The 11,039-nt window shown below is 66.5% G+C and carries 14 protein-coding genes and 4 tRNA genes; 3 read left to right on the top strand and 15 right to left on the bottom strand.

The window, feature by feature from the left end; all coding sequences use genetic code 11:
• Positions 1 to 6 precede the first annotated feature (6 nt).
• The 6 genes from D9V32_RS06840 to D9V32_RS06815 form a co-directional block, all read right to left on the bottom strand.
• Positions 7 to 1,014, bottom strand: coding sequence for a TerC family protein (locus tag D9V32_RS06840; protein ID WP_121648138.1), 1,008 nt, complete (start codon positions 1,012 to 1,014; stop codon positions 7 to 9).
• A gap of 345 nt (positions 1,015 to 1,359) precedes the next feature.
• Positions 1,360 to 2,241, bottom strand: coding sequence for an EamA family transporter (locus D9V32_RS06835; protein ID WP_121648137.1), 882 nt, complete (start codon positions 2,239 to 2,241; stop codon positions 1,360 to 1,362).
• Positions 2,242 to 2,344: 103 nt separating this feature from the next.
• Positions 2,345 to 2,420, bottom strand: a tRNA-Glu gene (locus D9V32_RS06830).
• Positions 2,421 to 2,545: 125 nt separating this feature from the next.
• Positions 2,546 to 2,621, bottom strand: a tRNA-Glu gene (locus tag D9V32_RS06825).
• A 79-nt stretch (positions 2,622 to 2,700) separates the two neighbouring features.
• Positions 2,701 to 2,776: transfer RNA gene (locus tag D9V32_RS06820), tRNA-Glu, on the bottom strand.
• A gap of 189 nt (positions 2,777 to 2,965) precedes the next feature.
• A complete protein-coding gene (locus tag D9V32_RS06815) occupies positions 2,966 to 3,904 on the bottom strand; it encodes a carbohydrate kinase family protein (protein WP_183086209.1) in 939 nt (312 codons plus the stop codon).
• Positions 3,905 to 4,045: 141 nt separating this feature from the next.
• Here D9V32_RS06815 and D9V32_RS06810 point away from each other — a divergent pair, with 141 nt between their 5' ends.
• On the top strand, positions 4,046 to 4,444 hold the full coding sequence (locus tag D9V32_RS06810) for a VOC family protein (protein ID WP_121648135.1): 399 nt from the start codon (positions 4,046 to 4,048) through the stop codon (positions 4,442 to 4,444).
• Here D9V32_RS06810 and D9V32_RS06805 read toward each other — a convergent pair.
• The 5 genes from D9V32_RS06805 to D9V32_RS06785 form a co-directional block, all read right to left on the bottom strand.
• Entirely contained in the window at positions 4,441 to 5,103 is a 663-nt protein-coding gene (locus tag D9V32_RS06805; protein ID WP_183086208.1) for a helix-turn-helix transcriptional regulator, read from the bottom strand. The genes D9V32_RS06810 and D9V32_RS06805 overlap by 4 nt on opposite strands.
• A gap of 52 nt (positions 5,104 to 5,155) precedes the next feature.
• A complete protein-coding gene (locus tag D9V32_RS06800) occupies positions 5,156 to 5,968 on the bottom strand; it encodes a zeta toxin family protein (RefSeq protein WP_121648133.1) in 813 nt (270 codons plus the stop codon).
• Positions 5,965 to 6,639 (bottom strand): hypothetical protein, encoded by a 675-nt coding sequence (locus tag D9V32_RS06795; RefSeq protein ID WP_121648132.1) that lies wholly within the window; start codon positions 6,637 to 6,639, stop codon positions 5,965 to 5,967. The genes D9V32_RS06800 and D9V32_RS06795 overlap by 4 nt, the downstream gene beginning before the upstream one ends.
• 110 nt (positions 6,640 to 6,749) lie before the next feature.
• Positions 6,750 to 7,019: a helix-turn-helix domain-containing protein gene (locus tag D9V32_RS06790; protein ID WP_121648131.1), complete on the bottom strand. Its 270-nt coding sequence runs from the start codon at positions 7,017 to 7,019 to the stop codon at positions 6,750 to 6,752.
• A 2-nt stretch (positions 7,020 to 7,021) separates the two neighbouring features.
• Positions 7,022 to 7,216 carry a type II toxin-antitoxin system RelE/ParE family toxin gene (locus D9V32_RS06785; protein ID WP_121648190.1) on the bottom strand — a complete coding sequence of 65 codons (195 nt, stop codon included), beginning with the start codon at positions 7,214 to 7,216 and terminating at the stop codon, positions 7,022 to 7,024.
• 145 nt (positions 7,217 to 7,361) lie between these two features.
• Here D9V32_RS06785 and D9V32_RS06780 point away from each other — a divergent pair, with 145 nt between their 5' ends.
• Both D9V32_RS06780 and D9V32_RS06775 read left to right on the top strand, forming a co-directional pair.
• Positions 7,362 to 7,556, top strand: a complete 195-nt coding sequence (locus D9V32_RS06780) for a hypothetical protein (protein ID WP_121648130.1) — start codon at positions 7,362 to 7,364, stop codon at positions 7,554 to 7,556.
• A 122-nt stretch (positions 7,557 to 7,678) separates the two neighbouring features.
• The gene (locus D9V32_RS06775) at positions 7,679 to 8,332 is read left to right on the top strand and encodes a GntR family transcriptional regulator (RefSeq protein WP_121648129.1); all 654 of its coding nucleotides are present in this window, start codon (positions 7,679 to 7,681) and stop codon (positions 8,330 to 8,332) included.
• A gap of 55 nt (positions 8,333 to 8,387) precedes the next feature.
• Here the strand turns inward: D9V32_RS06775 and D9V32_RS06770 are convergent, their stop codons facing one another.
• The 4 genes from D9V32_RS06770 to D9V32_RS06755 all read right to left on the bottom strand — a co-directional run bounded on the left by D9V32_RS06770 (position 8,388) and on the right by D9V32_RS06755 (position 11,037).
• Entirely contained in the window at positions 8,388 to 9,056 is a 669-nt protein-coding gene (locus D9V32_RS06770) for a GntR family transcriptional regulator (protein WP_121648128.1), read from the bottom strand.
• Positions 9,056 to 9,748, bottom strand: coding sequence for a GntR family transcriptional regulator (locus tag D9V32_RS06765; protein ID WP_121648127.1), 693 nt, complete (start codon positions 9,746 to 9,748; stop codon positions 9,056 to 9,058). Before D9V32_RS06765 ends, D9V32_RS06770 begins: the two co-directional genes overlap by 1 nt.
• 177 nt (positions 9,749 to 9,925) lie before the next feature.
• Positions 9,926 to 9,997 (bottom strand) — tRNA-Gln (locus D9V32_RS06760).
• Between the two features lie 56 nt (positions 9,998 to 10,053).
• Entirely contained in the window at positions 10,054 to 11,037 is a 984-nt protein-coding gene (locus tag D9V32_RS06755; RefSeq protein WP_121648126.1) for an NAD(P)/FAD-dependent oxidoreductase, read from the bottom strand.
• Between the last annotated feature and the right edge of the window lie 2 nt (positions 11,038 to 11,039).

The following is an 11,039-nucleotide window of genomic DNA, read 5'->3' as shown; positions in this document are numbered from 1 at the left end:
CGCTGCCTAGCGCTCGTCGGGGTCGCCCGCGGTGATCTTTTCCGCCGGCGGCTTGTTACGCGACTTCACCAGGCTCGCGACGGTGGCGATAGCCATCGAGGCGAGAATCACGCCGAGCGAGGTCCACGTGCTGATCTCCGGGGCCCACTCGAAGCTCTGACCGCCGTTGATGAAGGGTAGCTCGTTGGTGTGCATCGCGTGCAGCACCAGCTTCACACCGATGAACGCAAGGATGAAGGCGATACCGTACTTGAGGTACTCCAGGCGCTCGAGCAGGCCGCCCAGCAGGAAGTACAGCTGGCGCAGGCCCATCAGGGCAAACACGTTGGCGGTAAACACGATGAACGGGCTCTGTGTGATCCCGAAGATCGCGGGGATGGAATCCAGGGCGAAGAGCAGGTCGGTGGTACCGATCGAGATGAACACGATGATCATCGGGGTCCAGTAGCGCTTCCCGCCAATGGTGGTGCGCAGCTTGTTCTCGTCGTAGTCGTCGGCGACGTTCATGCGCTTCTTCAGCCACAGGGTGAAGCGGCTGTCGGTCTGCTCACCATCGTGGCCAAAGGCCTGCTGCCAGGCGGTGTAGAGCAGCCAGGCACCGAACAGGTAGAAGATGAAGGAGAAGTTCTCGATCAGGGCGGCACCGGCGAGGATGAAGATACCGCGCAGCACCAGGGCGATGATGATACCCACCATCAGCACCTCCTGCTGGAACTTTCGCGGCACCGCGAAGCGAGCCATGATGATCACAAACACGAAGAGATTATCGATGGAGAGCGAATACTCGGTGAGCCAACCGGCCACGAACTGCCCGGCAAACTCATGGCCGGCGAGGAAGTACATCAGCACGGCGAAGATCAGCGCGAGTGCCACATAGAAGCTCACCCAGAGGGAGGCTTCCTTCATCGAGGGAATGTGGGGGCGGCGGGTAACGATCAGTAGATCGGCCACCAGTACCAGAACGAGCACCACACAGGTGATGATCTCGAAGAGGAGGGGAAGCTGGGGATGCATTTTATCCTTCACGAACGTGCCCAGGGTAGGGCGAAGCCGTGAAAGTCTCTCCCGCAGTTCTGAAAACTGCCGCCGCGCCCGGACCCACCGTCCTGGTGGATCGTGATGACGATCGCGGCGATGTGGGATACTCCCCTTCGCGTGGATTAGCTTAGCGCATGTCGAGCCGCGCCGCGCCGCAACCCGGGTGAGGCCTCGAGCGCCGCCCCCCCAGGCGAGCGCTACGAGGCCTCTGAATGGTGGGGTTTCCCCCGAAACCCTCCATCCGATGGGGCAGAGCTGACCCATCACGCCGAACGTATCCTGGGAGTGTGTGGATCCTCTCCACGCCCGGAACCTCCGGATCTAGATATCCAGTGCGGGCGGGTTGTTGCGCGGCCGCGAGGAGTGCACGGCACCGGCGCTGGCCGCCACGATCAGCACGATCGCGAGGACCTCAAACAGCCCGAGCTTCTGATGCAGCACAAACAGCCCGGCGAGCGCGGCCACGACCGGGCCGAGCGACATCAGGATGGAGAACACCGCGGTGGGCAGGCGGCGCAGCGCGTTGAGCTCCGCGGCGTAGGGAATCGCCGAGGACATGATCGCGATGAGGAGGCCGAGGGCCAGGATGTTCGGGGCCAGCACGGCACCACCCGAGGCGATGAGGCCGAAGGGCAGGATCATCACGGCACCAATGCTCATGGCAATGGCGAGGCCGCTGAGCCCGGGGAAGCTCGCACCGGTACGGGCCGAGGTCACGATGTAGAGCGCCCACATGACGCCGGCGAGCAGCGCCAGCAGGACGCCGATGGGGTCGAGTGTGCCCCAGCCGCCGTGGCCCAGCAGGGCGACTCCGGCGAGGGCGAGGCCCGCCCAGGCCCAGCGCGCGCGGCCGCGGCCGGTGATCACCGAGAGGGTGAGCGGGCCGAGCACCTCGATCGCGACGGCCGGTCCCAGCGGGATGCGATCGATCGCGAGGTAGAACAGGGTGTTCATCAGCATGAGCGCGAACGCAAAGCCCACGACCGTGAGCCACTGCGAACGCGAGTGACCGCGCAGCCTCGGGCGTGCGATGAGGAACAGCAGGATTGCCGAGAAGCCCATGCGCAGCGCCACCATGCCGAGCGCCCCGGTCTGGGGGAATACGAGGATCGCGAAGGCCGCACCGACGTCCTGACAGGCCATCCCGGCCAGCACCAGTGCCACACCGGTCAGTCTTGCCTTGGGCGAACCGGCAGCGCTCATTCAGGATCCTCACTCGGGTTGATCGGGACTGGCTAGCCGTGACCATCTGGTGAGCATCGGCGCAAAGCAAAACTCCCCCGGTTGAACCGAGGGAGTTTCTCTGTGGTGATCCCAACGGGATTTGAACCCGTGCCGCCGCCGTGAGAGGGCGGTGTCCTAGGCCGCTAAACGATGGGACCGAACTACCTGTTAAGTATGACACACAACCACCACCGGACTGAAATCCGGCGTGTCGGCCGGGGCGGACGCTCCCCCGGGCAAAACACAAGGCGGGTTTTCATCCGGAGATGAAAACCCGCCATAGTGGTGATCCCAACGGGATTTGAACCCGTGCCGCCGCCGTGAGAGGGCGGTGTCCTAGGCCGCTAAACGATGGGACCGAACACAGTAATGTACACATCACTGCTGTGTTGAAACGTTTACCCTTCCACACTCTTCGATTTCTCAAATCGTGTGCAATGGTGATCCCAACGGGATTTGAACCCGTGCCGCCGCCGTGAGAGGGCGGTGTCCTAGGCCGCTAAACGATGGGACCGAAGCAACGTGTAAAAGTATGGCACGGGATTCCGGGTCGGCACAAATCGAGCCGCAACACGCCCCGTCAGTAGGCGTGTTTTGGGGCATTTAACCGCGGATTCACGCGGTTGAATATGCCCGAAAACCAGCCAAAACAGTTTTCGGCGACACACCCGTGGGCGTGTCGCCGAAAGACGCTGCGTGCTTCCTAGTTGCCGTCGAAAGCTCTGTTGACCTCGCTGAGCATGGGCGGGTTCGCCCCGGGCCACTCGCAGGCCAGCGATGCCGCGGCGTTCGCGAAGCGCAGGTGTTCGATCCACTCGGTGGGGCCCTGGCGCAGGAGCGCCGCGGGGTCCTTACCGACACCGCTGAGCAGGCGATACAGCAGGGCGGCGACGAAGGTGTCTCCGGCGGCTACGGTATCAACCACGGTGGTGGGGCGGGCGGGGACGTCCACGGGGCGCACGCCCGGGCGGAAGAGGCTCACGCCGTCTCCCCCGCGGGTGAGGACCACCGCTCGGGAGCGTGACCAGATTTCGGCCACCTCGCCGGGGAGGCGGTCGGGGTAGAGCCAGCGGAGGTCGCCCACGCTGGTTTTGACGATGTGGGCGGAGGCGACGAGGCGGGACACCCGCTCGTGTTCGCGTTCGCGAGAAACGCCGAGGCTCGGCTGCAGGTTGAGGTCAAACGAGATCAGCGTCTTGCCGGCGGCGAAGATGCGCTCAACCTGCTCGGCAATGACCGAGGCACCGGGTTCCATGATGGCGGCCAGCGAACCGAGGTGCAGCGCGCGGGCGTTTTTGCCGAGGTGGCCGAGTTCATCCGCGGTCCACTGCCAGTCGGCGGTGCCATTGATATAGAACGAATACTCGGCCGCGCCGCCCTGGCCGCGGTTGGCCACGGCAACGGAGGTGGGTTCGGTGGCCTGGACGCAGTGGTCGAGCGCGACACCGTTGCGGCGCAGGTTTTCTCCCACGAGGGCGCCGAAGCGATCGTTGCCGAGGCGGCCGAAGAATCGGGTGTCGATGCCGAGCCGGGTGAGGGCGATCGCGACGTTCGCGGGGGCCCCTCCGGGCGTGGGGCGGTACCGACCGTCTGCCTCTTGAATCAGATCAATCAGGGCCTCGCCCACTACCGCTACAACCACGACCCGCTCCACTTCACACCGCGGCGCTACCGGCTGGTGCGCGCGAACCTTCTCCGAGTATATCCACCCCCTTATTCCGGGCCGGACGGGGTGACCGTTTTATTCAATCGGTGGGCACGGGCCTCGGGCTATTCTGGGCGCATGACACTCACTCTTGGATTCATCGGGCTCGTGACCACGGACATGTCGGCGGCCCTCACCTTCTATCGCACCCTCGGTGTCGACATCCCAGCCGGTGCAGAAACCGCGCCGCACGTGGACGCCGTGCTCCCGGATGGCACCACGCTCGCGTGGGATACTGTCGAGGTGATTCGTTCCTTCGATCCCGGCTATGCGATCGCCGCGGGCGGGCACCGGATCGCGCTGGCGTTTGCGCACGGCACCCCCGCGGAGGTGGATGCAACTTTCTCGCGGTTGGAGGCGGCGGGCTACCCGGGCCATGTGGCACCGTGGGATGCCCCCTGGGGTCAACGCTACGCGACCGTCCTCGATCCTGATGGCAACTCGATCGACCTGTTTGCGCCGCTCGGCGAGGGCTAGTCGCCGGCCGCGCTCACCTCGCCCGGGGTGTGGCCGACGACGCGACGGAATTCCCGGGTGAGGTGCGGCTGATCGGAGTATCCGGCGCGGGCGGCCGCCTCGGCGAGCGCCGTCCCCGAGCGGATGAGCGCGTGCGCGCGTTTGGCTCGCTCGATACGAATGAGGGCGGCATAGCCGTATCCGAATCGTGCGAGCATTCGGCGGCGCAACTGACGCTCTGACCATCCCAGCCTGCGGGCGAGGGCGGATGCGCTCTCCGCCCGCCGCGCGGCACGGTGGGTTTCCCGCGCCCAGGGGTCTTCCGGTTGGCCTCCGAGGAGATCGTGCCCGGGGTTTCGCGCCTGGGCGCGCACGCGCGTGGCGAGTTCTCGGGTGCGCGCGGGGTCGAGGACATCGCCGAGGGGCGCTCCGGTATCGCGAAGCTCCGCGAGGTCGATTCCCAGCGTGGCGGCCGCCTGGCCGGGAGCAAACCGCAGGCCGATGCTCACGCCGTCGGCATCCGGCAGCGTGGTGATCGCCCGGGTCGAGGGCCCGGCAAGGAAGAGATCGCCGCCGCGCAGGATGAGGTCCACGCTGCCGTCGGCGGGGATCACTCCGCCGGCACCGCCGAGGGAGCGCCACAGGGTGCGCGCGTCGCTCAGGCGTGTCTCCGCGTACATGGACCTCTTCTTCCCTTCTCTCGCGGCCCACCGGCCGAGCGTGTTTTTGTGACTACCGGGCGTCCACCACGGCGAGTTCCACATCCCAGCCGAGCCGGGCGGCGCGGTCGTGAAGCATCTGGGCATTGGCCGCGGTCACCGCACGAGAGATGTCTTCCGGGTAGTACGCACGGATCCCCGCGGGCGGCACGAATCGGCCACCGAGCGGGTCAACACCCGCCTCGCGCGTGCTCCACCAGCGGTCGAGTGCGCGTTCGACGGCGATCTCGGCGGGCACCTCAACGTCGTAGATGATGAGCTGCTCGTACCCGAAGCCGTCGAGTTCCGCGAGTAGTTCACCCACGTATTCGATGCTTGAGAGCGTGCCGTGGATCACGATGTTTTCGCCGTCCACGAGGCAGTCCTCCCGCATGGCGTCCGCGAGGGCGGTGGATTCGGCGTGCACAAACCCCGCGAGTTCGCGCGGCATGATGGGGCGGCCGTCTTCCAGGGTGTCGTGAAGCCAGCGATCCAGCAGACCGCGCTCGCGGGCATCGATCAGCAGGGCATCCTTGAAATCGTCAGCGTCGATGTCGCGAAAGCCCTCCAGTCGCGGATCGAGCGCAAGCGCGGTGGACTTGCCGGCACCGGGCGGCCCCGCGGTCACTACCGCGGCGAGCGCTCCCCCAAACGCGCCCGGGTTCTTCCGACGGGCGGTATCGATGAGTTCGCCGTGCAGGCGCAGCCGGGAGGCGTCGTACAGCGAACCGTCGCCGAAGATCCAGCGGGTAGAGGCGTCCTCGCGGTCACCCCACGGGTTGTCGAGGCCGTCTCGGCGCAGCACCTGCTCAAGCTGCGCGGCGACGCGTTCGCGCGGGGCGTTCACCGTGACCTGCGGCGCGCAGCTGCCTGGCGCACGGCCTCATACTCGGCCTCGGTGATGAGCCCATCGCGCAGTGCGGCCATGAGCTGGCGGGCGGCACCGGTGGCGCTCGCGGCGCCGTCGTATGCGCCCCATTTTCCGGGGGTGTGCGCGGTGAGGCTGAGCGCGCTGAGCTTGCTGATCATTTCGTCGGTGGTGATGGTGCCAGACTGCCGTTCGATCACGATGTCGCGGAGATCCGCGGCCCCGCGATACAGCTCGCGCCGGGCGAGGCGACGGGTGATCTCCTCCACCGGGACATCCAGCTGCTCGGCGATTTCCTCGGCGGAGTTGCCCTGATCGTTCAGCGCAAACACCCCGCGGGTAAAGCGCAGGTCGGCGAAGCCGCGGCGCTCTCCGCCCGGCTGCCAGTGGCCGCCCTCGCGGCGTCCACGGCGGCGATCTCCAGGCTCGTGTGCGTCGGCCTGCTGCATCATGCGGCGCAGCTCGCGACGAATGTCTTCGGGTGTGGGGCCGTCCGGATGCCCGGTACCGCCCAGCCCGCTGGCGTTCCCCAGCCCGCCGGGACCACCGGGGCGGCGATGCCCGCCCTCGCGGCCGCGCCGCGGGGTGCGCCCGGTTTCCGGGGTGTGTTCCGCTGCTGCGTCCTCGTGGTCCTGCTCGCCGTCGGCCATGGTGATACCTCCACGGCCAAATTTACCAGCGTTCGCGGGCACGGGCATCCCGGATGGCGCACCCCCGAGGTATCACCCCGCTATGCGATGCGTACGCGCTGATCTCCGAGCTAAACCTCGATGCGCAGTTCACCACCGACGGCCTCAACATATCGCCGCAGGGTGTCTACCTGTGCACGCTCAATATCCCCGTTTTCCAGCCGGGAGATGCGGTTCTGGCTGACATCCAGGCGGGCCGCCAACTCGACCTGGGTGAGCGAGGATGCCTCCCTCAGCTCACGCAGCCGATACGCGCGGATGGCCGCGGACATGCGGCGCTTGTGCGCGTTCACGTTTTCGCGATCTACGGGTCGTTCCCGCAGCAGGGCTTCCAGGCTCATGTTCACTCGTTCTTCCCCAGACTTCGTCGGTGCCGATCGAAAAGGTCGTCGGCACGAAGGATGTTTTTCCTGTACTGCTTTGTCCAATTGCCGGACTTGTCACCGGCGATCAGCATGATCGCGTGGCGGGCCGGATCGAACGCAAACAGGATGCGAAGCTCGCTGCGCCCCGAAGACCCGGGGCGCAGTTCCTTCATATTGCGGTGGCGTGAATAAGACACGGTAGCGAGAAAAGCCTGCGGTTTTCGGGGAGCTCGGAACCTGGCGGGAAGTATTTCACCGCCTTTACGCTCATTTAACGGGTGGGGGCGTTGACTGGAGGAACAACCACAGGAGGTCACAATGTCCGTTCTTCCCACCGCCGCCGTATCCGATGTATTTGCGTGGTCCCTCGAGGTCTCCACGGGGGTCACCTCCGTGGTGTCCGTGCCGCTTCCGCCGGGAGTACTGGCCGCACACACCCCCGGCGGCGTCCCCGAAAGCGTTGTCCCGACCCGCGTTTACCGCCACACGGGCGAGGGGCCCGTCTCGCGCTGAGCGCCTCCCAGACCCCCGCTTTCCCCGGATCCCCGGGTAAAACGGGATGAAAAGGATCCCCGGGGTCGCTCCGATAGGATCGTGGTACTGCACCGAGTGATCCCCATCCCAGAGGAGGCTTCATGCCTATCGCTTCCGGCGGCGCACCCGTCGCCCGCAAATCGCTGCGTGAATCCGCCGCGGAACAGATCCGCGCGGCCATTCTTGACGGCACGCTCCAGCCCGGCGAAACCCTCAACGATGGCGAGCTGCAGGAGTGGCTGGGCATTTCCCGCACCCCGGTGCGCGACGCCCTGAACGACCTCGCCCGCTACGGCCTGATCGAGATGGCCCCGCAGCGCTACACCCGGGTGGCAAAGCCTCGCCCCGAGGATCGCACTCTCATCATGCAGACCCTCGGTGCCCTGGTCGGCGGTGTGGTACGCATCACAGTGCCCGAGCTCACCGAGGCCCAGCGCTCCGAACTCATCGCCTCGATTCGCACCGCCGCCGCGACCCTGCCGAGCCGCGACTACCGGGCCCACGGAGTCCTCGGCTGGGACATGGTTGACCTGTTCCTGAAGTCCTGCCCCAACCACATCCTCGTCGCCGCCACCCAGGATCGCATCGACGGCTTGGGCTACCAGCTCACCATCACCCGCAACGTCGAAAGCACCGACTGGGCGGCCCTCGAGGCCGGCTACCCGGCACTCATCGCGGCCCTCGAAGCGGGCGACGCCATCGCCGCCGAGCTCGCAATCGAAACCGTCTTCCAGCTGCCGCAGCCCACCGCGTAGCGCACAAACACGTATCGCCCGCCCTTCCAAGGGCGGGCGATACGTGTTTGTGTGGCTAGTCTTGGCCGCGGAAGGTTTCGATGAAGTTGCGGCGGGTGGGTTCGTACATCGCAAAGATGAGGTCGCCGGTGGCTTCGGCATCGCCGGTGTGCGCGGCCGCGTTGATGGCCTCCAGCTGGGCGACGATCTCAGTGACGCCGGTCAGGCCCTCACGCGGGGTGAGGACACGCAGCAGTTGGAGTGAAAGGCCCTCCACGGTTTCGACCAATATCCGGTTGCCGGTGGCCCTTTCGAAGACCAGAAAGAAATCGCGGATCGCCGGGCCAAGCCCCGCCAGATCGTCGTTCTCCAGGCAGGCGCGGGCATCCTCGGTGAAGCCCCGCAGCTCGGCCAGCTGATCGTCACTCAGGTGTCCCACGGTCTTGCGGGCCGCGTGTTCGTGCAGCACACCGGTGGTGAAGATCGCCTCATTGATGTTGCGGAAGTCCAGCGGTGCCACGCGCGTGTACTTGTGCGGGACCAGCTCGACGATGCCGTTCTCGGCCAGGCGGTTCAGCGCCTCCCGGATTGGGGTGCGCGAGGTACCGAGCCAGGTCAGCAGCTCCTCATCGTGCAGCTGCTCGCCGGCCTCGAGGGTGCCGTCAAGAATCGCGTTGAGGATGGTGTCGTAGATCTCGTCGCGCAGCAGGCGGCGGCGAATCGGGGCGCGTCCGGTGCGGGGCATTAGGAGGCCTTTTCGGTCGGGGCGGCGCTGGCCGCGAGGATCTGATCGTGGAAGTCGCCCACCTCGGACTCGAAGTATCGGGTGCACGCCCGCGAGGCCTCCCGGGCGTCGCCGGCGAGGGTCGCGTCGACCATCTCGCGGATCGCGTCATACGTTGAGGTGCGGCTGATCTGATCGCTGTGTGCGCGCAGGATCCGCTGCACGTGCGGGTCAAACCGAGCCGGCAGCCGCAGCAGCACCCGGTTGTCGTAGCGCTGAATGTACACCTCGAAGATCGAGGTGAGGATCTCCGGGGCCTGCGCGGCCTTTCGGCCGGCCGGGCCCACCAGCTTTTTCAGCAGCGCGGTGAGGGTCTTCCGGTCCGCGTCGGTGAGGAGCGGCACGACCTCGCGGATCGCGGCGGCATAGAGCGCACCCAGCACCTCCATCATTTCGCCGAACTCGACCGGGTCGATCTCGGCCACCCTGGTGGCCTTCTGCGGCAGCACCTCGACCAGTCCGATGTTGGCGAGGCGACCCAGCGCCTCACGAATCGGGGTGCGCGAGGCCCCCAGCCACACCTCGAGCTCGCGGTCCGAGAGGGTGCGCCCGGGCTCAAGATCCCCGGAGACGATCGCCGCGAGAATGCGGTCATACACCTGGTCGCGCAGCAGGAGACGCGGGGTGGCGCTGGGTTTCTTCGGTACGGGCATCCCTCCACACTAACGGTAATTCTCGCCCCCGGAACCGCGCGCGACCGCCCCACGTCGCCGCCCGTCGGCACCCGTTTCTGGGCGAGGGACACCATTGCCCCATCCCTGGAGGAGACGTTCCGTACAGACCGACACAAACAAAAACTCCCCGCTTCGAAAAGCGAGGAGTTTATTTTGCTGGGGTACCTGGACTCGAACCAAGAATAACTGAACCAGAATCAGTCGTGTTGCCAATTACACCATACCCCATCAGTTCGGAACCTTTTTCTCAGTGCCGTGCTGATGTTTCTAGAATAGCCGGAGCGTTAGCTGGACGCCAAATCGACGGCGTGAATGCGCGTGTCGAGCGTGTCGCGCAGCACTGCGGCTGCGGCCCGCGCACCGGCACCGGCGGCGACGATGAGCTGCTGCGGGCCGGGTGGGGTGATATCCCCCACCGCGTATACGCCGGGGACGCTGGTGCGACCCTCGTCGTCGACGCTGATCAGCGCGCCCAGCTCGGGATCCGCCGAATCATCTGCGGAGCCCACGTGGGCGCTGGGTGTGCGATCCAGGTTCAGCTCGGTCAGGTAGCCGTCGGGCACCGTCCACTCGGGACGCACAAAGCCCGCGCTCCGCTCCAGGACGTCGCCGTCCTCGAAGCGCACGCCGGTGAGGCCGGAGCGGTCGCCAACGAGCTCGGCGATGGGGCGGCGATCCAGGCGGATCCCCGCGGCGGCGAGCTCGGCATCCGCCGAGGCCGGCACGCGGTCACTCCCGTTACTCAGCGCCACCACGTCATCCGACCACAGGGTGGTGTGCAGGGCACGGCGTACGAGATCCTCGGTTTCGCCGAGCATCACCAGGGGCTGATCGCTCTTCTCAAAGCCGTCACACTCAAAGCAGGAGTGAATCGAGGTGCCGTAGAACGAGCGCACACCCTGAATCTGCGGCAGACGCTCGGTCAGGCCGGTGGCGAGCACCACGCGACGCGCACGCACCTCGTGGTCCGGAGCCCCGCGCACGCCGGTGGCCTTCACGACGAAGCCGTCACCCTCCGGGGTGATGCTGTCGACCTGGGCGAACGCCACCGTGCCGTTATCGTAGGCCTCCACATCCTCCCGGGCGAGGCGCCGCAGCTCGAGCGGCGGCACCCCGTCCCGGGTGAGGAAGCCGTGAGACATCAACGTCGCGGCGTGCCGCGGACGGTTACCATCCAGCACCAGCACCCGCTGACGCGCGCGCACCAGGTTCAGCGCACAGGACAGTCCGGCGGGGCCCCCGCCCACAACCACAACGTCAATATCCATGG

The sequence above is a fragment of the Mycetocola tolaasinivorans genome (genome assembly GCF_003667565.1).
Taxonomy (GTDB): Bacteria; Actinomycetota; Actinomycetes; order Actinomycetales; family Microbacteriaceae; genus Mycetocola; species Mycetocola tolaasinivorans.
This window is presented reverse-complemented; position numbering and strand designations above follow the sequence as displayed.

Coding starts and splice junctions, on each gene's coding strand:
- D9V32_RS06840 (WP_121648138.1), bottom strand. CDS start 1,014: ATGCATCCCCAGCTTCCCCTCCTCTTCGAGATCATCACCTGTGTGGTG.
- D9V32_RS06835 (WP_121648137.1), bottom strand. CDS start 2,241: ATGAGCGCTGCCGGTTCGCCCAAGGCAAGACTGACCGGTGTGGCACTG.
- D9V32_RS06810 (WP_121648135.1), top strand. CDS start 4,046: ATGACACTCACTCTTGGATTCATCGGGCTCGTGACCACGGACATGTCG.
- D9V32_RS06805 (WP_183086208.1), bottom strand. CDS start 5,103: ATGTACGCGGAGACACGCCTGAGCGACGCGCGCACCCTGTGGCGCTCC.
- D9V32_RS06795 (WP_121648132.1), bottom strand. CDS start 6,639: ATGGCCGACGGCGAGCAGGACCACGAGGACGCAGCAGCGGAACACACC.
- D9V32_RS06790 (WP_121648131.1), bottom strand. CDS start 7,019: ATGAGCCTGGAAGCCCTGCTGCGGGAACGACCCGTAGATCGCGAAAAC.
- D9V32_RS06785 (WP_121648190.1), bottom strand. CDS start 7,216: ATGAAGGAACTGCGCCCCGGGTCTTCGGGGCGCAGCGAGCTTCGCATC.
- D9V32_RS06780 (WP_121648130.1), top strand. CDS start 7,362: ATGTCCGTTCTTCCCACCGCCGCCGTATCCGATGTATTTGCGTGGTCC.
- D9V32_RS06775 (WP_121648129.1), top strand. CDS start 7,679: ATGCCTATCGCTTCCGGCGGCGCACCCGTCGCCCGCAAATCGCTGCGT.
- D9V32_RS06770 (WP_121648128.1), bottom strand. CDS start 9,056: ATGCCCCGCACCGGACGCGCCCCGATTCGCCGCCGCCTGCTGCGCGAC.
- D9V32_RS06765 (WP_121648127.1), bottom strand. CDS start 9,748: ATGCCCGTACCGAAGAAACCCAGCGCCACCCCGCGTCTCCTGCTGCGC.
- D9V32_RS06755 (WP_121648126.1), bottom strand. CDS start 11,037: ATGGATATTGACGTTGTGGTTGTGGGCGGGGGCCCCGCCGGACTGTCC.